The 20,525-nt window shown below is 40.0% G+C and carries 18 protein-coding genes and 2 pseudogenes; 4 read left to right on the top strand and 16 right to left on the bottom strand.

Translation table 11 applies throughout. The features are described 5' to 3' along the window. On the top strand, window positions 1–154 hold a 154-nt coding region (locus LI288_RS14650; protein ID WP_264473952.1), incomplete at its 5' end, for an IS3 family transposase. An 89-nt stretch (window positions 155–243) separates the two neighbouring features. On the opposite strand, the gene LI288_RS08770 is transcribed toward LI288_RS14650, so the two are convergent. The 12 genes and pseudogenes from LI288_RS08770 to LI288_RS08715 form a co-directional block, all read right to left on the bottom strand. Then, on the bottom strand, window positions 244–594 hold the full coding sequence (locus LI288_RS08770; protein WP_227090119.1) for a hypothetical protein: 351 nt from the start codon (window positions 592–594) through the stop codon (window positions 244–246). 22 nt (window positions 595–616) lie between these two features. Then, entirely contained in the window at window positions 617–1,408 is a 792-nt protein-coding gene (locus tag LI288_RS08765) for a DUF3169 family protein (protein ID WP_227090118.1), read from the bottom strand. Then, window positions 1,401–1,616 (bottom strand): helix-turn-helix domain-containing protein, encoded by a 216-nt coding sequence (locus tag LI288_RS08760; RefSeq protein ID WP_186836461.1) that lies wholly within the window; start codon window positions 1,614–1,616, stop codon window positions 1,401–1,403. Before LI288_RS08760 ends, LI288_RS08765 begins: the two co-directional genes overlap by 8 nt. Before the next feature lie 149 nt (window positions 1,617–1,765). Then, window positions 1,766–1,954, bottom strand: coding sequence for a hypothetical protein (locus LI288_RS08755; RefSeq protein ID WP_320055233.1), 189 nt, complete (start codon window positions 1,952–1,954; stop codon window positions 1,766–1,768). Window positions 1,955–1,961: 7 nt separating this feature from the next. Further along, window positions 1,962–2,147 (bottom strand): annotated as a pseudogene (locus tag LI288_RS08750) (methylglyoxal synthase); the annotation flags it as partial. Window positions 2,148–2,170: 23 nt separating this feature from the next. Further along, entirely contained in the window at window positions 2,171–3,223 is a 1,053-nt protein-coding gene (locus LI288_RS08745; protein WP_227090129.1) for an aldose epimerase family protein, read from the bottom strand. A gap of 9 nt (window positions 3,224–3,232) precedes the next feature. After that, window positions 3,233–4,060 carry a helix-turn-helix transcriptional regulator gene (locus LI288_RS08740; RefSeq protein WP_227090117.1) on the bottom strand — a complete coding sequence of 276 codons (828 nt, stop codon included), beginning with the start codon at window positions 4,058–4,060 and terminating at the stop codon, window positions 3,233–3,235. 37 nt (window positions 4,061–4,097) lie between these two features. Beyond that, window positions 4,098–4,316, bottom strand: coding sequence for an NAD-dependent epimerase/dehydratase family protein (locus LI288_RS14325; protein ID WP_320055235.1), 219 nt, complete (start codon window positions 4,314–4,316; stop codon window positions 4,098–4,100). Window positions 4,317–4,336: 20 nt separating this feature from the next. Further along, window positions 4,337–5,614: a galactokinase gene (locus LI288_RS08730; RefSeq protein ID WP_227090116.1), complete on the bottom strand. Its 1,278-nt coding sequence runs from the start codon at window positions 5,612–5,614 to the stop codon at window positions 4,337–4,339. 26 nt (window positions 5,615–5,640) lie between these two features. Continuing rightward, window positions 5,641–6,594, bottom strand: a complete 954-nt coding sequence (locus LI288_RS08725) for a beta-galactosidase small subunit (RefSeq protein WP_227090115.1) — start codon at window positions 6,592–6,594, stop codon at window positions 5,641–5,643. Beyond that, window positions 6,578–8,479: a glycoside hydrolase family 2 TIM barrel-domain containing protein gene (locus LI288_RS08720; protein ID WP_227090114.1), complete on the bottom strand. Its 1,902-nt coding sequence runs from the start codon at window positions 8,477–8,479 to the stop codon at window positions 6,578–6,580. Before LI288_RS08720 ends, LI288_RS08725 begins: the two co-directional genes overlap by 17 nt. 65 nt (window positions 8,480–8,544) lie before the next feature. Then, window positions 8,545–9,915: an MFS transporter gene (locus tag LI288_RS08715; RefSeq protein ID WP_227090113.1), complete on the bottom strand. Its 1,371-nt coding sequence runs from the start codon at window positions 9,913–9,915 to the stop codon at window positions 8,545–8,547. A 217-nt stretch (window positions 9,916–10,132) separates the two neighbouring features. On the opposite strand from LI288_RS08715, the gene LI288_RS08710 reads away from it, so the two are divergent. Continuing rightward, window positions 10,133–10,990, top strand: a complete 858-nt coding sequence (locus LI288_RS08710) for a helix-turn-helix domain-containing protein (RefSeq protein WP_227090112.1) — start codon at window positions 10,133–10,135, stop codon at window positions 10,988–10,990. A 335-nt stretch (window positions 10,991–11,325) separates the two neighbouring features. Beyond that, complete coding sequence (locus tag LI288_RS14645) at window positions 11,326–11,583, top strand: integrase core domain-containing protein (RefSeq protein WP_227090111.1); 258 nt, start codon at window positions 11,326–11,328, stop codon at window positions 11,581–11,583. Between the two features lie 51 nt (window positions 11,584–11,634). Here the strand turns inward: LI288_RS14645 and LI288_RS14640 are convergent. The 4 genes and pseudogenes from LI288_RS14640 to LI288_RS08685 all read right to left on the bottom strand — a co-directional run. Next, window positions 11,635–11,877, bottom strand: a pseudogene (locus LI288_RS14640) (arginine decarboxylase); the annotation flags it as partial. A gap of 561 nt (window positions 11,878–12,438) precedes the next feature. Beyond that, on the bottom strand, window positions 12,439–14,601 hold the full coding sequence (locus tag LI288_RS08695) for a glycoside hydrolase family 31 protein (protein WP_227090110.1): 2,163 nt from the start codon (window positions 14,599–14,601) through the stop codon (window positions 12,439–12,441). Window positions 14,602–15,468: 867 nt separating this feature from the next. Further along, on the bottom strand, window positions 15,469–15,891 hold the full coding sequence (locus LI288_RS08690; RefSeq protein WP_227090109.1) for a DUF5640 domain-containing protein: 423 nt from the start codon (window positions 15,889–15,891) through the stop codon (window positions 15,469–15,471). 63 nt (window positions 15,892–15,954) lie between these two features. Further along, window positions 15,955–19,563, bottom strand: a complete 3,609-nt coding sequence (locus LI288_RS08685) for a hypothetical protein (RefSeq protein WP_227090108.1) — start codon at window positions 19,561–19,563, stop codon at window positions 15,955–15,957. 116 nt (window positions 19,564–19,679) lie between these two features. On the opposite strand from LI288_RS08685, the gene LI288_RS08680 reads away from it, so the two are divergent. Beyond that, the gene (locus LI288_RS08680) at window positions 19,680–20,195 is read left to right on the top strand and encodes a MerR family transcriptional regulator (protein WP_227090107.1); all 516 of its coding nucleotides are present in this window, start codon (window positions 19,680–19,682) and stop codon (window positions 20,193–20,195) included. Window positions 20,196–20,525: the final 330 nt, after the last annotated feature.

The following is a 20,525-nucleotide window of genomic DNA, read 5'->3' as shown; positions in this document are numbered from 1 at the left end:
CGATTACAAGCAGGCATACCGTTTGATTTTCGAATATCTGGAAGCTTTCTACAATACGAAACGAATTCATAGCCATTGTAACTATATGTCACCAAATGAATTCGAACGAGTATATGAAAGAACACACACTGAGGCTGAGCTTCTGGCGGGTTAAAATGGGGAAAAATTTCTCATTTTAACTTGTACTAAATCTTGACATAGAACCATATCGTCCCCGCCCATGCTGACTGCCATCACATCGATTTAGTCCCACACAATATCCTTTTTCTTTCCGTTTTTCTTTCTCGGATACTGTCGGATACGGGTGACAAAGTCGAGATTGACGATTTCCCGTCCGCCGTAACTTCTCTCAATGACCATGCCTCCATCATCAATTTCCTTAATGACGCCCTGTATGCTGCCGTCATTTGAAGCAATTGTATAAATGATGCATTCTTCCCCAATAAATTGTTTTGCAAGTTCTTTCATAACAACATTCTCCTTGTTTTGTTTTCTTTGATTTAGTATCTGCCACGCAACCGCTGCTGTTCGTCTTCTTCTCCTGATGCAGAAAAAGATAATCAGCACAGCTATAATCACCAAATAACTTCCCATTGCCTGTCCTCCTGCGTTTCCATCATGAAATCTTATTTCCTGCCTTTGAATACTTTAACGCTTCCTTGCAATATACAGACTGATTTACAATCCAAATCAGGCACACTACAAGAGATGGTAAGAATCCTATGCCAAAAACAAGCGCACAGATGGCAAGCACAATGGACAGAATCGAACAAACTGTGTTTGTGGCGGCGTAAGCTTTAAACGCACACTTGCCAATCATAATTTTTTCGGCTTCATCGCAGCTCTCCATCCATTTCTTTTGAAACTTCGTATCATAGACGGAAGCCGTTTTTTCGGGATTCATCTTTTTGGTGGTATCAACGCATTTCTGCTGGAATATAACCGCTTCGATCATAATGGTCAAGAAACCGATAATGCCCGCAAGAAACAGAGCGCCACTGGTTTCAGTTTTAAAAGTTTCAAATCCGTTGGCATAAGATGCCGCAATAAGGAAGTAAGAGAGGATAAAGGCTGCGCTTGTTACCCAAAGCACGATGGATAGTTTTTCGTCAATCGTATCGGACATTTCCTCATTTTCGCCGTCCCAAGATGCAAGTAGTTTTGTTGCGCTTTGATAAATAGGAACGCAGACCACCGGCACAATTACCGCTGCCGCTAACATCAGCCACGGAGCGATATATGTCCCAAAAAACATTCCTGCGGTTTTCATTCCGCCCGCCAGCGTGTTCAGCCCGTATTTTGCCGAGCAAAAGCCTATTGTTCCGCCGATAATGAAGCAGATTACCATAATAAGCATAAATTGGGGCAGGGCTTTCCGATTTGCCCTCTTAATTTCATTTTTATCCATTATCTTCTTCCTCCTGTAAATAAAAAACTTCTTCCACCGCGACGCCGCACACTTTTGCAATCGTTAAGGCAAGGGTAACGGACGGCGAATAATCGCCACGTTCAATCAAACTGATCGTCTGCCTTGATACACCGCATAAGCGTCCCATTTCCTGCTGATTAACATTCAGTGCAGCCCTGCGTTCCTTTAAACGATTTCGCAGTATCATATAGCACCTCCGTCTGACAATTTTGCTTGTCTATTTGACAACTTTCATTGTCAAAATGTATTATACTCTTGTCATTCTGATCCGTCAAGGGTAAATTATTGCATATGGTCAAAACAATCAAAACAGTTTCACCCAAAAAAACAAAACACTCAGCTTCTCACCCACTGGAATCCATAAACATCCGATGCCCTGTAATAGTTGTGTGAATCCATTGTTCCAAATAATTTCAAAATCAAAGAAATATACAAGCTTTTGCGTTCCGTACTTATATCATATGCTACGAGTGCTTCAATAATCTCCGGCATGGTAATACTGTGGGTTTCATCCGTCCGTTCCATGTACCACTTTTATCTTTAATCCTACATAATCTGCTATCATCCTCGCAGTCGTTCCGGTTCCGGACAGATTATGTTGCTGTAAAATTTCTTTATTTTCCATACACCATTTTAACATATCCTGTTTTTTTCCGTCATGGGCAATTAATGCTATATTTTTTTGTTTTCCAATCGTCATTGTAAGATATTTAATCATCTGCGTACCTCCATCTGCCATTTCTATATATATTCTGTAAAAAAATGATATATCGTTCTGGACTTAAATACTTTATATGCTGGCAATATACAACTTGGAAATTCCGAAGTATTACATGAATTAGGATAGAATTGAGTTTCAAAACATACACCGCTTCGTTTCTTATAAACTGCACCGTCTTTTCCTATCTGACCATTTAAAAAATTTCCTGTATAAAACTGCAATCCACATAAATCAGAATAAACATCCATTCCAATTCCACTATCTGCCCCGTACAATTTTGCAACTTTCCTCAACTTTCTGTCATTTTGAAATATATAATTATGATCATAACCTCCAGCAATTTTCATCTGTGGATTGTCTGCATCTATATCTTTTCCTATCTGCTTTCTTTTACGGAAATCAAATGGTGTATCAGAAATATCAATAATCCTGCCTGTCGGAATCATATCGTTACCTATCTCAAGTATCTGTCCCGAATATATTTCCATATAATGTTTAAGAATTGTACCTGAATTGTGCCCATCCAAATTAAAATAACTATGGTTTGTAGGGTTAACAACAGTAGTCATATCACTAAGCATTTCATAATCAATTATAAATTCATTTTTATCTGTGAGGCTATATCTGATTGTCTGTTTTAAATTCCCCGGAAATCCCTGCTCCATATGGGGACTGTATCGTTCCATTTGCACAAACTCACAGACATCATCCTTTCCATTTTTTACGCTGTAAAGTTTATGGTGCGATCTGTTAAAACCACTGTGAAGGTTATTTTGATTATCATTTTTATCTAACAGGTATTTTGTACCTTCTATTGTTACTTCTGCTCCTGCAATACGATTAGCATTTCTGCCGATATATGCACCAAATCCTGTATCCTGTTCATAATAATCCGTCAAATTATCATAACCAAGTACCACATCGCGATTTCTTCCATGCCTGTCAAGTACATAAACTGATAATACCAATGCCCCAAAATCGGATAATTCTACACACATTCCTCTGTTATTCGTCAATAGAAATCTATGTGCTTTTTCTCCCTCTTTTGTTATTCCAAAATCTGTCTGCCACATTGCACTCACCTATTCATCCATTATATCATCCACTACTACGCTTTTATTATTGTGTTCCATTCTTTTTCTGTACTCTCTTGGTGTAATCTTGTATCTATCCTTAAAAACACGGTTAAAAGTTCTTTGACTTTCAAACCCACAATCAAGACATATATTTGTAATGGAATCCATTGTATTTTCTAGTGCCGCAACTGCATAATTTAATCGGACTCCATTCACATATTTACTAAAATTACAGTGAAATGTTTTTGCAAACATTCTTGATAACACATATTTACTTACACACAAATCGTATGCCATTTTTTCAAGACTGATTTTCTCTCTAAAATTTTTGGCTACATATTCTACCGCATTATAAATCAAGTCATCACTCCCTACTGTGCTTTTATCAATCATTTGCATTTCTGTGAAAACATGGGCAAGAATTATCTGCACATATGCCAGTATCAGCATGGAATTTTCCTCTGTTATTTCTGCCAGATATTTTATGGCATTTACTACATCAGGATGCACTCGCTCTTTTTTTACAACTGGGTTCTTCGGACTGTATATCTGCAACGCTTTATAATAGGAAGGAAACAAAGTTGGATCAAGATACAGGTATATTACCTTATTTTCTTTTTCCCCAAACACCTGATAATGATGTATTACATTTGGGAACACGATTGCAAAATCACCCTCGTCCATGTGATACAATTCTTGTCCAACTCCAAGCTCAATATTCCCATCAGTTACATACACTACCTCTATTGCTTCGTGTAAATGTGGTGGAAAATGTACTGTTTTCTTCCACTCTACCGCTATTCCATCAGTTTTGTTCTCATATACCAATAACACTCGCAAGCAACTCCTTTTAATTTATAATGTCAGTTGTCTAATCCGGCATTAACTTTTTACATTTCCAGTTTTTATAATACTGACAATTTATTTCCTCTATATCATGAATATTTTTCTCTTCAATAATAGCTTTTGCAAGTCTTCCAATGCTGCTTCCCTGCAATCTTATTACAATCACTTCATATCCTGCATCAATCAGCTCATATACTGTATGTGAACCAATATAGCCAGCCCCGCCTAAAACCAAAATCCTAATAATAAAACCTTCTTTCTATTTCATAACACTTTTATGCCGCCATATTTTCTTATTCTCAAATCTTTACAGGAACCGTTACCAAATACATTATCCATTCCGGATTTATAAGACTCTACATATTCATTCTTCACAAATGCCTGTATTGTTCCAGCAAAACCACCGCCATGCACCCTGCATACACCGTTTTCTCCTAAAAGCATTTCACTTACAATCAGTGCAACGGAAACATTCTGATTTTTTATATCCTGATTTGAATAAACATTCTGCAAATATTTAAAAGAAGAATTACCAGAAGCTTTCACATTCTCCAAAAATGCTCCTATATTTCCTGACTTCAATGCTCTTACTTCTTTCTGTACTCTTTCATTCTCACAAATAAAGTGTAGCGCACGAAGGACACACCTATCCCCAAGTTTTTCTCTTAAATTATGAATGTTTTCCAGTACATCATTTGCAGATACATCACGCAGCACTTTTTTCCCAAAATATTTTGCAACAAGTTTCATTTCCTTCGGAACTGCCGCATATTCATCTGTCAAATCAGCATGAGAGCCTTTTGTATCCGTAATACATAGTCTATAACCATACTTTTCCATATCAAAATCAATTTTTTCAACCTGTGGATTTTCCGGGTTAGCAAAATCAATATGAACAAGATTTCCCGTAGAACTTGCCATCTGATCCATCAGACCACAAGGCTTTCCGAAATAAACATTTTCAGCATACTGTCCAATAATGGCTATCTCTGTCGCTGAAACTTTTCCACAATTATAAAGTCCAGACAAAATCGTTCCTATCAGTGTTTCAAATGCTGCCGAAGATGAAAGTCCCGCACCAATCAGCACATCACTTGTTATATATGCCTGAAAACCTCCAACTGCATATTTTCTCTCAAGGAATCCAGAAACCACACCTTTTATCAAAGCCTTTGTTGTTTCCTTTTCTTTTTCCTTTACAGATACATCATCAAGCCGGATAATGATTTCATCGTAGTTATCAGAAACTAATCTGATTACATTATCATCCGTCTTTTTTACGATCCCAATAGTATCAAGATTAACTGAGGCTGCCAAAACCTCTCCGTTCTGATGATCCGTATGGTTGCCGCCAATCTCACTTCTTCCCGGAGCACTGAACAATTCCACATCTCCCGGCTTATAGCACTGCTCAAATTTCTTTATTGCATTGATATAGCGTTCCCTCTGGTAAGAAATCTTTGCCTCATCAGCATAAATGTCTACGAGTCTTTCATCATATGCACCATCCAGAAAACTACGAATCAATATCTCTATCTGCATCTCAAACACCTCACTTCAAACAAAACTTAGCGGATAATGAAAGAATAGTGAATGTCTTTTTCTGCATTAATCCGATAATCATCTTCCACATCACTTCCCCAGCTATCAATTCCACCAACTCCTCTTACTGCACCATAGACACAAAGGACTGTTCTTCTTGCTGGTGGCAGTTCCTCATGGTGTGTTGCGTTTTCAATCTCTGATGCTGTATAAGGTAGGCATGAAAAAGCAAATGCCTTGTCGTTTTTCTCTATTCTTAATGTCTGTGCTGAACTATCCGTTCTGCTATTATCAAGACTTGTATGTCTTGTAATCTCCAGCCACTCTGTATCCATTCTCATACCACATTCCTGTGGAACCAGATATGGTGTCAGTCTCAAATCTGATACCTCATAAACTCCTTTTTCTGCCCCTGCCTTTCTGTCCGGATAGGTTTCCCCCGATAATCCCTTGTACATATATTTATCTGCAAGTGTCGGCATAATAAACCTCATTCCGAATACCGGAAGTTCTGGCAGTCCCTTTACTCCTGTGTAATCCACATCCACCTTGATATTTCCAATTACATCAATTGTATAAGATACAATGACTGTTGTTACTGGATTGCTGACAGTCTCATAGGTATATTTCACAATTATTTCCCCGGCAGCCACATCACCGCCATAGCTATTATTGTCCGGAGCATACTGCTTTTGCCGTTCACCGTCCATAATAACTTCCGTTTTTTTACAGTCAATGAACATATCCGATGCGAGCCAGCTTCCACTTTTAATATGAAACCTGCTGCCTCTGTCATTATCTGTTAATGCTCTCCAAAAAGTAGGCTTTGGACAACGATACAGCCATTCATAACCTTTTTTTACTATAGACTCTATACCGCCCTGTGAATAAGAGAATATATAGTCAAACCCTTCTCCATGTACGCCAAGTGTATAATCTCCATATACAACTCTCAATTTATTCTTATCTGTATAAGCCATAGTAATACCTCACTTCCTGCATAGCTGGTTTTTCCTTACGGTCTGCAAATACGATTCCATTTCCTGAAAACTCATAATCAGAAGGCTTATCATCAAAGTCTCCGCCATAACGCAAAACTTCTTTTCCTGTCACTTCATCTTTCACGAGAAGTGCCTGATCAATGAAATCCCAGATAAATCCACCGTGGTACATCTCATACTTATCTATTAACTTCATATAAGTACCAAGTCCTCCCATCGAATTACCCATATCATGCATATACTCACACAAAAGATAAGGTTTCTTTGGATTATTATTTAAATATTCCTCCACTTCATAAGGCTTTGCATACATTCTGCTCTCTACATCTGATATGGTTTCCTCATAATTACGGTCATAGAAAGAGCTTTCATAATGAACAAATCTGCCATCCTGCTTTTCCTTGAAGTAAGTATTCATTGCTTCTATGTCATCACCCGCATAAGATTCATTTCCTAAAGACCAGAAAAGAATTGCTGTATGGTTTTTAAAAGTTTCAAAATTACTCCTAGCCCTGTCAACAACAGCCTCCCGCCATTGCGGAATAGAACAAGGTACGCTGCACGATGGTTCAATCGCACCAAGTTTTTGGAATGTTCCATGACTTTCCATATTCGTTTCTGCCATTACATAGATACCAGCTTTATCACACAGATAATACCACGGTATCTGATCCGGATAATGGCAGGTGCGTACCGCATTGATATTATTTCTAATCATACAATCAATGTCTGCTGTCATTTCATCCATACCGATGCTTCTTCCTGTCTTTGCACTCCACTCATGACGGTTTACGCCGGTAATGACAAGACGTTTACCATTTAAATAGATTACCTTGTCAATCATTTCAAGTCTTCTGAAACCTATGTCATATGGAATTATCTCTAATATTTCTTCATCTTCACCTCTAAGCTCTACATATGCGTGATACAGATATGGGCAGTGATTATCCCATGCCTTAACACTTCCAACCTCAGTATCAATCACTCCTACACGACTTCCAGCTTTTTCCTCTAAGGTGATATTGTCCTCTGCCACCTGATTATTTTCTCGGTCTTTTAAAACAAAATGGGCAGCTACTTTCTTTCCTTCTGGAGCAGTTACTTTCATCTTTACCGATACCCTGCCGCTTACATTATCTTTGTTTAGTGTCGGCTGAAACCATACATCTTCCAAATGCACCTCTGGCACTGCTTTTAAAGTTACATTTCTGAAAATTCCAAAAAAGCGGAAAAAATCCTGATCCTCCAAAAATGCTGCTGTACTCATTTTGTGGACCTGAACTGCCAGCACATTTCCTTTTTCTCTGATAAATGGTGTCAGATCAAATTCTGACGGTGTAAAACTATCCTCCGCATATCCTACAAATTGACCATTCAGCCACAGATACATTGCTTCTTCCACACCTTCAAAACAGATACAGATTTTCTTTTCACGCATTTGCCCGCTCAAATCAAATCGTTTGATATAAGATCCGACAGGATTATACTCTGCCTCAGAAAACATTCCTGCCTCGTCCCCGGTACTCTCCATACTATACGCACCCCTGTGATATTCTTTTCCCTCCCACGGATACATTGTATTGATATAGCGTATTTTGTCATAGCCTGCCAGTTCGATATGCCCCGGAACCATAATCTTAGCAAATGAAGATGCATCAAAATTTTCCTCATAAAAATTTTTCGGTCTATCCATTACATTTTTGCTAAAAGCAAACTCCCATTGTCCATTTAATGACTGCATCAATGGATTCTCCGATTTCTCCATATCTGCATAATCTATATAGTAGCAATGGTCGCTGTGTGCGTCCAGCTGGTTTACACGGAACACTTCCGGATCGTCTAACCATTTCATATCAGCATTCATAATAATTCTCCTTTTTTCTTATTTTCTATATAACCCCTAAAGACAAACTTCAGGGGCTATTTTCATTACTGATTCTGCATATTTTCTTTTAATTTCATATTTGCACTCTCTACATTAAGGAATGAAAGAATGACTGTAATAATTATGTCAAATATGAACGGAAGCCACAAATACATAAAATACATCATATTAATACAGCTATCTGGCTGAACTGCGTTGTCAAGGTTAATATATCCACTTATATCCAGCATCCAGCCTGAAAGTGCAATACCAATACCTCCACCGAGTTTTACGCCTAATGAAGTACAAGAGAACATGGAACCGTCAATTCGCTTTCCACTCTTTAAATAAGTATGTTCTGAACATTGTGCAATTACTGCGCTCATGTCTCCCTGCCAAGGTCCTTCTCCAAGGGATGTAAGAACTGTAAATAAGAGCATCAACGGAACACTTCCCAGATAACCTGCCACTGCAACCATCAGACGACATACTGTAGCAAGCATATAACTATACTTGTTTAACTTATACATTCCTTTCATTTTTGAAACAAGTGCAGGTGTAATGGCAAGTGCAATGATCAATGGAATATTATTCGCCCATGAAAATACACCGAACAAATTCTCATTCAGTAATACATATGTCATAAAAAAGATTCCTACATTCACCATAGAAGCACGAAGCTGCTGAAGAATGTAAATCACGCAAATCATTGAAAAATATTTATTACTAAAGAGAAGTTTTATTATCTGCTTAAAAGAAAGTTTGTCATCTTTCTCTCCTGTCACACTATTATCTTTTAATTCTTCATCTGACAGCTCTTTTACTGAAAATACAGCAAGTGTATTGGTAATAATACCTATAATACAGTAAATAAATGCGATAGTTCTCCATGCAGCTGCACCGCCACCAAACATTTCTACTGCACCAACAGTAACAGACTGTATGACTAGATTTGTACCAAATGAGAACATGAAACGGAAAGAACCCATCTGAACACGCTCTTTACTGTTTTTTGTTACCAGTGATGTCAACGCTGCATACGCAATATTATTAGCAGTATAAAATACAGCATTAAGCAATGTATATGCTATAAAAAACCATGCATACTGAGCTGTTTTTCCAAGACTTGTCGGAATTGCAAATACACCAAACAACGTGACGGCACAACCAAAGAATCCATAGAACATCCACGGTCTTGCCTTCCCCATCTTACTCTTTGTATGGTCTATCATTGTACCGAAAAATATATCCGTAACTCCATCAAATAATTTTGATACTGCTATCAATGTACCTACTATGCCTGAATTTAACCCAACTGTATTTGTCAGGTAAATCATGACAAATGATGATAGAAAAGCATATACTACATTTCCTGCAATATCTCCCGTTCCGTAACCTACTTTGTTATACCATTTCAGGTATGTTTTTTCTTCCATGAGAATTTCTCCTTTCACAAATACCTATTCTTTTGCCTCGTTTTGTTCCACAACTTTATTATGATTAGTATATAAAAAATAAGCCAAAAATGATATATCATAAATTGGACAAAATATGCACAAAATGATAAAATTAATGAACATAAGTATTATATTGGATAGATTTTTAGTCATTTTTAACATATGTTTTTTTATATTTCAATACAAGGAGGCACACATGTACACAAATAATGCATATCTCAATCACTCAACGATTGATAAAAAAGATAAATCCAAGCCGCTTGTTGTAACTATGTGTGGAACATATAAGCTCTACACACGCCCTAAACTACCTACCTGGAGACCTCGAGGCAGACTTGATTTCCAGTTGATTTATATTGCTGCCGGAAAAGCCCATTTTCATTTTGGTCGTAATAGTGAAGAAGAAACTATTGTTCATGCCGGACATATGGTTTTATATCGTCCAAAGGAGGCTCAAAAATATGAATATTATGCCAAAGATCAGACAGAAGTCTACTGGGTTCATTTTACAGGTAGAGATGTAACAAATATATTACGCTCTTATGGATTGACCGATAGCAAAAAGGTATTTTACTGTGGTTCTGGTCCCTCCTATCAGAATCTTTTTCGTGCAATGATAAATGAATTACAGATGTGTAATGATAGTTATCAGGAAATGCTTGAAATGTATTTAAGACAAATTTTTATAAAACTGCAGCGATACTTTAATAACAGCATAAGGATAGATAATTCCCGTGCTACAGAAGCTATTGACATGGCTATTGCCTATTTCAATGAACATTACAGTGAATCAATCAGCATTGAAGAATACGCTAAAAAAACACATGTAAGTACAAGCTGGTTTATACGCAATTTCAAACTTTATGTTGGTTCTACACCAATGCAATTCATTTTACAAAAACGCATTTGCAATGCTGAAGCCCTGCTCTTGAATACGGAATATAACATAAACGAAATTGCACAAATTGTTGGCTATGATAATTCTTTATATTTCAGCCGCATGTTCAAAAAAATAAAAGGCATATCTCCCTCAGAATACCGCAAAAATATATAATAAACTGCAACGGACAGAGAATATTTACATACTCTCTGCCCGTTGCAATTTTTGTCTATTTATTTTTTTATTTTGGCAAGTAATATCCCCCTTTGTGTTTTATAATGACAGCGTAAACAGAAAGGAGATGAACTTCCATGAGAAATAAACTTCACAACTTTATCGAAAATATACTTAGCTTTTATGCAACTTTCTTCACAAGAGGATTTTATCGTTTTTAAATACCATTCAATACTTTCCTCGATTCGCCCATCCTGTTTGTTGTAAAATAAAAATGTAGGTGATTGCAAAGCTGATTAATCTATGGAACGGAATATAAAAAAGCAACAGAAAATATGCAGCGTAGTTACTCAAAGAAAGCGTTTCCGTGGGATAATGCATGCATTGAATCCTTCCATTCAATTATCAAACGTGAATGGCTCAACCGCTTTAAAATTCGCGATTACAAGCAGGCATACCGTTTGATTTTCGAATATCTGGAAGCTTTCTACAATACGAAACGAATTCATAGCCATTGTAACTATATGTCACCAAATGAATTCGAACGAGTATATGAAAGAACACACACTGAGGCTGAGCTTCTGGCGGGTTAAAATGGGGAAAAATTTCTCATTTTAACTTGTACTAAATCTTGACATAGAACCACTTTTATGAACATTTCTTGGAACAATAATCTCATCGCCTGCCTTACAGACTGAAAGTACCATATTCTGTACTGCCTGCGTTGTTCCACCAACCATGAAAAAAGCATGCTCTGCACCAAACGCATCTGCCGTCAGCTCTTCTGCCACGTTTATGTCCCGGAACATCAAACGGCACTATTCTTTTTTCCTGAATCTTTCGATAGCCTCATACAATGGAGCTGATGCCTGTCTTTTTAAATCCATTTCCTCTCTCCCTGCCATTATATTATCGCAACGGTTGCCAGATTTCCGTATAATACAAATTCTAAATTTTCGTAAAATACGGACTTTGGCTTGCTGCCAACGTAAAATGTGTGCTGTAAGGCACAAAAAGGCGTGATTAATTTTAAATTAATCACGCCTGTGGTATATTCAATCATTCTTTTATTAATCCCTGTACATGTACGTATACATATTACTTCATATATACAAAGCACTGAGATTCTGACCTTTCAGAGTTTATCCAAGTAAGTCACTGTTACCGCTCTTATTGACCGTTTCACAAGATGATATGCACCTTCGCATGATAATTTTAAAAATCAACTTATAAAACTTGGGCTTCTAACCCAATCAATAATGTGTGCCCTTGTCACACTCGGCAACCGACCCGCCCGTCCGCAAGGCTTAACATGTAATATAACCATGTGGTCTGCATGTTGGATAACTCTTATCCAAATCTTTTTTTACTATAATATATCATTTTTTAATGTCAACAGAAAAATAAAATTTTACTCAGATTTTACTTTATTTTTGCATTATTATACATTATCTCAAAAGATATTCTATAATTGCAGCTGTAACTTTATCATTAAGTTTCATAGACATAATGTTTGATATAATAACATTTTTGTTCTCACCGGATGTAAATAATCTGTAAATACTTCTCTTGTCATTATTATCCATCTGTGCCTGCAGAAGAAAATCATATATTTTATCATTAACATTTTCACCGTTGTATACAAGATTGTTTTCTTCATTATCAGCAAATATTTCAAGCTCTGACGCACCATCACAGTTACATGTAACTGTCCATGTATTTGTTTTTATATCGTATTTGGCATTATCTGCATTTTCAAATCTTATACCACGTGCAAATCCTCTTAATATAAAACGGTACTTTCTGTTTCGTGGAATTACCGATAAGTCACCGCTTACATCTATGCTTATTTTTGCCTTATCTTCATTCCAGTCGAGCACAAACTCTGTCAAAGCATATTCGCCTTTTTCGTAGTCAAATCCATCTCCAGAATCTTCGTACATAACAAATGTATTTGATGCACCTGGACATATAACCACATCAACTTTTTTCGGATTAATAATATCATTACTGCCACATTCCGAAGCAAGCGGTATTATTGCACCTGCACGTCCAAGCACAGGAATACTTTGAAGATTTCTACATAAAATCTGACTTTTTCCATTTTTACCGCCATTGTATACATCACCGGTAAATATATCTGTCCATATTCCGGCTGGTATAAAACATTCCTCACCGCTTTTTTGTGAATCTTCATCAATCTTTGTTGTAACAGGACACACAAGCATTTCACTACCAAGAAAATATTGATTTTTATAACTATATGCTTTCTCCTCAAATGGATAATAATAATACATTGGTATTATTACAGGAATATGCTCGCAATGACATCTGTAATTAAGTGTGTACATATATGGAATAAGTGCATGCCTGAATCTTAAAATCTTTTCCATATCACTGCAGTATGGCTCAGGATAATTCCATGGTTCTTTTCCACAGAACGGATTAGAGCTGCTGTGAAGCCTGTTTATCGGTGAAAACACACCAAACTGATACCATCTTAATGCAAGCTCGTTGTCTTTATATCCGTTCATATGACCGCCTATATCATGACTCCACCACGTATATCCCACATTTGATGCCGTTGCTGTAAAATAAGGCTGAAATTCAAGCGATTTCCATGTAACTATCGTATCTCCAGAAAATCCTATCGGATACCTATGGCTTCCAAGTCCGCCATACCTCGAAAGAATAAGTCCTCTTCTGCCTCTTTTTTCCATATCTTTAAAATGAAAATAATTAAGCATCCATAATGGGTCAATTCCGCTTGCTCCTCCGTTGTTGCCCTGTTGCCAGTCTATCCACCAGAAATCAACTCCAGCATTTTCATGTGGATGATGTACAAACTTAAAATACGCCTCAACAAACTCTTTGTTAGTCATATCAAACTCTATAGTTTTTTTACTGTCAGGATTAATTCCTAGATACTCTGCCATATCTTTATACATTTTTTCAAAATTCCGGATACCTGATGCCGGATGGACATTAAGTGTTACATGATAATTATGTTCATGCAACCATGACAAAAATCTTTCCGGATTCGGAAATAAATCATTATTCCATGTATATCCTGTCCATCCGCCGCCAGATTCCATCGGCACATCGACTATATGCCAGTCCATATCCATAACAGCAACGGAAAATGGTATATTTCTTTTTTCAAATTCCGTCAGCAGCTCAATGTAACTTTCTTCACTGTATTTCCAATACCTGCTCCACCAGTTTCCAAGAGCGTATCTTGGAAGAAGCGGAACAGCCCCCGATAATTTATAAAAATCACGCAGACACGCAAAATAATCACGCCCATATGCAAGATAATAAACATCAATCTCTTCATGTTTCCTTTTTGATGGCATATTTTCTTCATCAAACACAAACGATTTGCTGTCATCAAAAAACGTCCTTCCACTCTTATCCATAAGCCCGTATTCAAGTTCAACTTCCCCGTCAGCCCTGTCAAGAGTTCTCATTGTGCCTTTGAGATTATGCTCCCGAGGCGGAAAACTATACGTCTTTGCACCAAAATACCACCTTCCACCGTAATTGGTAAAATCATATTTTACATCTATAAAAAGTCCTTCTTCACTAAATTTCTTTTTATCGTATATCATATGAAATGCTTCTGTCTCTATCTCAAGGCGGTCGTCACTTTGTGTCACTGAATATTCCGGTACCGGAAATTCCCTGTTAAGCACAGTCTGCGTCTGTAAATCTTCAAACACACCAGTCTCTGAATATTCCATTCTCATCATAAACGGCGTAAACACCGAAAAACGATATTTTTCCCCCTGAACAATACATGCTTTGTTACAACAACTTTTAGCCATTTTTTTCCTCCGTTATTAAAATAATCTTTACTTGAAGATTAACACAGTCAGTTATCTTCGTCTACGTAAATAAAAATCAAAAATGCAAATAATACAGAAAAAAAGCTCCAAAACCCTATCAATTTTAAAATCATTTCAGGGTTCTGGAACTCTCTTCTATAAATTATTTGTATTCTACATAGTCAACAGTAACATATCCTGCTTCTGTTTTTATGCTGTTATCATGGCATGCAAACATACCGCTCTTTACACCAACCCAGCGTCCTGCTTTTGCTTATTTTATGGCCGACTGCGGCGATTCCCCCTGCATACTTTGCTCCTTTTACATAACCTTCAAAAGAACAGTTTTTCAAGGAATTTTTCCGCCAAGGGGCAACTGCGCCCATTCGGTGACAGGTGCCACCTGTCACGGTGGAAGGAGAAAGTGAACTACCCAACTGAAAAGATATATCAGCAGAAAAGAAAAACAGTAATGTTCCATTAAGCCGCAGCAAACAGCTTGTTATCAAAAGGCAACGGCGAAATCACATTCACCGCCGCTGCCTTTTTTCTTTCTGCTGTGAAAGAGTTAAATCAAATTATTTTTTTACCGCTTGTGCTGTTTTTTTGACTGTTTGTTCCGTTTGAAGGCTCCTTTGGTTATTTGCTCATTTACTCTTTGTTAAGTTTGTAGCTACCGCCATCGGTTCCTGTACCGCCGATAAGTGTTAAGGCGGTTCCGTTTACCGAAAAGGTATAATCGCAATCGCGGACAATATCCTCTGTAAAATCGAGGATGAGCTTTTTACCCTTGACGGTGTAGGCATAAGAATATGTCACATCATCGGCAAGTAATTTGCCTGTACCGTCCTTTTCAAAAACATATTGCGTATGCTCATCATATCTCCAGGTGCCGACCAATTCATTTGATTTTTTACCGAATTGGGCAATAATTAAAATTACAGCTGCCGCAACAGTGATTATTATCGCCGCCGAAAACATTGCTTTCTTCATGGTATTACGCTTTTTTTTACGCCGCTTATTCAGCGCAGCAAGCTTGCTGCCGTAGGCTTTATATAAATATTCTTTTGCCATAAAAACCCTCTCCATATAAAATTGCAGCGGCAGCGTATAGTTACGTTGCCGCCGCAATTCTTTTTATTTTGCTCGCTTTTTCTTTGATACTACGGTAGTGAAACCGAGAACAGCAAGTGAGAGCACCGCCGCAAAGCTCCAGACGGCAACCATGTTGTCATCTCCTGTTTTGGGAGATTCGTTCGGAATCTCGGACGCTTTCACCGTGAACTTTGCAGTTGCCGTTCCGCTTTCCGAAACGATTCCGAGCGTATGCTCACCGACGGAAAGTGTAGAAACAAAATTGTTATTCAAGGTAACTATAATGCTGCCTTCTGCCTTTGTATAATCCTTTTCATCAAGAGTTTTGCCGTCAAGCTCTACACGAATGAAATCGGCAAATGCCGCATTGGAACGGAATGTCAAGGATTTCTTCTCTCCGTTGTTTACGGTAGCATTATTGCCTTCTATAATCTCAGGAGGAAGCTTTTTAATAACGGTTTCGCTGAGAGAAATCTCTTTTGTGCCGGCTACATCCGCAAAATATTTACCGCAGTTTTCGCAATAATAATACTTTATATTGCCTTGCTCCGTTACGGTAGCATCCTTTGCCTCTACTAACGTAAGTTTATGCTCAAGCATGGCAATTTCCGAACCGGTTGCAATTTTCTTATTACAATCGATGCACCATGTGTCACCGGTGTAGCCCTTTTCCTGCTCGGTAGCGGGCTTTGCATCCCGAATTTCGGTGTGCTTGTGGTTGGTTGCGTCTACATCACCGTACTGCGCCTTGCAAACCTCACAAACTGCCTTACTTACACAAGTAGCCTCACCACCGCTGTGTGCCGCTTTGTCTATAACATTTCCGCAGCCGACAGTCTGACACTCCTTCCAATGATCGTGTTCATTGGTAGTCCAGACAGATGCGGGATTATGAGCATTCTTCGCAATGGACTGTCCGTCTGCGATTTTCTCATTACAATCGCTGCAATAAGTATCGCCGGTATAGCCCTCCTCAAAGCAGGTGGCTTCCTTTTGGTTCTTTAGATATGTTGTGCCCTTATGATTGTTTGCGTCAAGCGGTCCGTAAGAATGTCCGCATTCAGAGCATTCGGCCGGGGATTTGCAGGTTGCCTCACCGCCGTTGTGTGCCGTAATATCAAACTTTGTGCCGAAATAACAGGTATGCCAATGATTTGTGCCGTCGGATTCCCACTTGCCGTCAACATCGGTATGATTGCCGGTTGAGGAAATTTCACTGCCTGATTCGATTTTAGTGTTACAGTCGGTGCACCATTTGTCGCCGGTATAGCCGGCTTCACAGCAGGTGGGATCGGTTGCGCCGCGAATTTCGGTGTTCTTGTGGTTGGTTGCGTCTACATCACCGTACTCAATCTTGCATACCTCGCAGATAGCCTTGTTCACACAGGTGGCCTCTCCACCGGAATGATGTGCTTTATCAATGATATTGCCGCAGCCGACAGTCTGACACTCTTTCCAGTGATCGGTTTCATCCGTTGTCCAAACCGACGCAGGGTTATGAGCGTTTTTCGCAATAGATGTTCCTCTTTCTATCTCATGATTGCAGGTAGAGCAATAAGTATCGCCGGTATAGCCTTCTGCGTAGCAGGTGGCTTCCTTTTGTCCCACTAAATATGTATTGCCGATATGATTTGAAAAATCCTTCTCACCGTATTCAAATGTCTCGGAGGATTTTTCATCACAAACAAGGCAGCTTTTGTAATATACTGCGGGGCTTTGGCAGGTCGCAGCCGATTTAAGATACATTTTGCTAACCGTTTCGGTAAACTTATGGTTGCCAAGCTCACCGTATTCCTGCCCGCATCCATCACAAACCGCTTTTTTCTGGCAAGTCGCATTGCCGCCGGAATGTGTGTGCGCCTTGACTGTCAGCGCGGCAGAAACGGCGCTTGCTAAGTAGTTGTCGGTTTCCTTGTAGCGCACATAGTAGGTACCGGGGGCGACCCTGGTGCTACCATTGTCGCAAGTGATCCAGCCGGTGGTGGCATTGGCAGAAATGTTATACTCCATGTCCTCGGCGGTGTTCTTAATCTCGCCGGTGCCGCTGTTCTTAATATCCCCTTTGGTTGTCAGACCGGTAGGAGCCGTCTGCGTAGCCTTATCAATGATATAGGTCACACTGACAGTGACATTGCCAAGGGTAATGCCGGCCGTGTATGTGCCCGCATTCACAGGGGCAGCCGACAGTGCATTGCCGTCCTTGACCGCATACGCGACGGATGGGGCTTTGCCGAACCAGCCTACACTTTCTACTTTCGCATTTTCATCTTTTCCATCGTTAAATTTTGTTTTTTCGGGTTTCTGAATGGTCACGCTGCCGCCGCTGAAATCGTTACCGTTATTATTCGAACAATTTTTGCAGGTTGCGGTAATGGTATCACCGCTTGCGGTGTAAGTCCAGTTATGCACATGGGTAACCATTTTCAGTTCACTGCCGTTCAACTTGGCCACATATCCGTCGGTATCGGAGATGAAGTAGTCGGATGGGGTTTTGTCACTCATATTGGCATTCCAGCCGGAGGTGAACGGGTAATCGCCATAGTCTCCGCTCACAGTCACGCCGAGCTGCGCACCCTCGGACAATTTGTCGGTGCCAATGGTGATGGTCTTGCCGGTGGGAAGATAGACATTGTTCTTCGTGTCGCCGGTGAACTTGCCGTCTGCGCCCTTTGTGCCGCCCTTGGTATTGTCGGTGACGGTCACCTCGCCGCTGACGGTGAAGATACCGCTGCCCACACACACGCCGCCGCCGAAGGTTGATATGTAATCAGATTTGTATGCATTGTTGCCGGTGATGCTGCCGCCGGTCATCTCGAAGTTGGCCTTCGCATATACGCCGCCGCCGCCATAGGTGGCCGTGTTGGTCTCACCCGTTTTCGTGCCGCCGATGGTGCCGCCGGACATGGTGAATCCGCCGCCGTCCACATACACGCCGCCGCCATAGCTGTTGGCGGTGTTGCCGGTAATGCTGCCGCCGTACATATTGAATGATGAATTGCTGCCGCTCTTATACACGCCGCCGCCATCGCCGGTGGCACGGTTGCCGGTGATGCTGCCGCCGGACATATTGAAGGTGCCGCTGCCGCTGTACACATACACGCCGCCGCCTCTGCCTTGGGCGTCTTGGGCTTTGTTGCCAGTAATAGAGCCGCCGTACATATTGAAGGTGCCGGAACTCACATACACGCCTCTGCCGGTCTTGCTGCTTGCATGGGTGATCGTGCCGACGCCCTTGCAGTCGGTGAGGGTGAAGCTGCCGCCGGTCATATAGATGGCATCCATTCCGTCTGCGGCCGTGATTTTGTGCCCGTTGAGACAGAGGGTGACATTGTTCTCAATCTTAATGGTATACTCCGGGCTAATGTCACTGCCGAGGTAGTAAGTGCCAGTAGGAAGTATGTAGAATGTATCGTTACTGCCTTTTGTCGGTGCCCAGGATTCACCGCCTATTTTCAGCGTGTTGCCCTCCTGCTTAATCTCCTTTTCAAATGTGGTCTTGTAGGTTTCGTTTTCGTGACCGCTGCCGTTACAGGTGCTGCCCCCGCAAAGGTAGTGGGTGTGCCCGTTTGTTGTTTCCGCCCACACCGTGGCCGGAACTAAACTAAACACCATGCACAAGCATAGAAATACACTTAATAATCTTTTCTTCATAGCGGTATTCTCCTTTTTGCATTGAACTTGCATTATTCTTTCTTTTACGATATATTATATTGTAAATCGTACCTTAGGGGACGAGTCAATAACTTTTACAGAAATTTGGTGAAATAATGATGAAAAAACACGATAACAGCCTATTTCAAATCGGAGAAGTTACAAAAATACTCGGAGTCACCCGCAAGGCACTGCTTGTATACGAAAATATGGGACTTCTGACACCGGCAGTAAAGGACGAAACCAACGGCTTTCGCTATTATTCGGCAGACAACATGACGCAGATCCGCTCTATCCGTTCGCTACAGGCGCTCGGTCTTTCCTTAAAGGAGGTAGCGGAATATTACTACGACACCGAAAATATGGATAAGCTTTTAGATAAGCTTTATGAGCTGCGGAAAATGCTGGACAGAAATATTCAGATGCTTCAGGTGCGTTCGGCAAAGCAAGGCGATTTCACAGTGCATAAAACCGTTCTGCCGCGTCAGGTGTGCTTTTGTCGGGAATATCGGTGTAAAGATGTTGCCGAGGCAGCTATTAAACTGCGGGACACCTACATTGCCGCCGCCAGAACCGGAAAAATGTCCATGGCGGACCGTATGAAGGAACTGCCGAAGCCATGCGGGTGCTGATGGAACATGTGAGCAAAAACGGCATTAAACCCGCAGGACGGTTGCGCTCCGTTTATTTAGAGGGACCACCCAACCGAGGCGATAACAGTGCCGATTATATTACTCAAATCGCTGTGCCGATTAAGAAATTCGAGAAGGTGTAATTGCCGGCTGACAATGCCGTAATAACAGTCAAATATGAAATCACAACAAGCAATCCCGATAAGGAGAAGCCTTGTCATCTAAACAAGGTTCTCGGCAGAAATAAACTATCCTTTTTAAGCACAGCGGATATTCATTCGCTGTGCTTTTTTGGTCTAATCCCGCCATGTGTAAGCATTCGGCGCCTGA

The sequence above is a fragment of the Lachnospira pectinoschiza genome, assembly GCF_020564355.1.
Lineage (GTDB): Bacteria > Bacillota > Clostridia > Lachnospirales > Lachnospiraceae > Lachnospira > Lachnospira intestinalis.
The sequence above is the reverse complement of the archived record's forward strand: the minus strand, read 5'-3'. Positions and strand labels throughout refer to the sequence as shown.

Bases quoted from the DNA above. Each gene is read 5' to 3' on its own strand.
- LI288_RS08680 (WP_227090107.1), top strand. From the start codon at position 19,680: ATGATGAAAAAACACGATAACAGCCTATTTCAAATCGGAGAAGTTACA.
- LI288_RS08685 (WP_227090108.1), bottom strand. From the start codon at position 19,563: ATGAAGAAAAGATTATTAAGTGTATTTCTATGCTTGTGCATGGTGTTT.
- LI288_RS08760 (WP_186836461.1), bottom strand. From the start codon at position 1,616: ATGATACTGCGAAATCGTTTAAAGGAACGCAGGGCTGCACTGAATGTT.
- LI288_RS08725 (WP_227090115.1), bottom strand. From the start codon at position 6,594: ATGGCTTATACAGATAAGAATAAATTGAGAGTTGTATATGGAGATTAT.
- LI288_RS08765 (WP_227090118.1), bottom strand. From the start codon at position 1,408: ATGGATAAAAATGAAATTAAGAGGGCAAATCGGAAAGCCCTGCCCCAA.
- LI288_RS08730 (WP_227090116.1), bottom strand. From the start codon at position 5,614: ATGCAGATAGAGATATTGATTCGTAGTTTTCTGGATGGTGCATATGAT.
- LI288_RS08695 (WP_227090110.1), bottom strand. From the start codon at position 14,601: ATGATATACGATAAAAAGAAATTTAGTGAAGAAGGACTTTTTATAGAT.
- LI288_RS08770 (WP_227090119.1), bottom strand. From the start codon at position 594: ATGGGAAGTTATTTGGTGATTATAGCTGTGCTGATTATCTTTTTCTGC.
- LI288_RS08690 (WP_227090109.1), bottom strand. From the start codon at position 15,891: ATGGCAAAAGAATATTTATATAAAGCCTACGGCAGCAAGCTTGCTGCG.
- LI288_RS14645 (WP_227090111.1), top strand. From the start codon at position 11,326: ATGCAGCGTAGTTACTCAAAGAAAGCGTTTCCGTGGGATAATGCATGC.
- LI288_RS08720 (WP_227090114.1), bottom strand. From the start codon at position 8,479: ATGAATGCTGATATGAAATGGTTAGACGATCCGGAAGTGTTCCGTGTA.
- LI288_RS08755 (WP_320055233.1), bottom strand. From the start codon at position 1,954: ATGGAACGGACGGATGAAACCCACAGTATTACCATGCCGGAGATTATT.
- LI288_RS08745 (WP_227090129.1), bottom strand. From the start codon at position 3,223: ATGTGGCAGACAGATTTTGGAATAACAAAAGAGGGAGAAAAAGCACAT.
- LI288_RS08715 (WP_227090113.1), bottom strand. From the start codon at position 9,915: ATGGAAGAAAAAACATACCTGAAATGGTATAACAAAGTAGGTTACGGA.
- LI288_RS08710 (WP_227090112.1), top strand. From the start codon at position 10,133: ATGTACACAAATAATGCATATCTCAATCACTCAACGATTGATAAAAAA.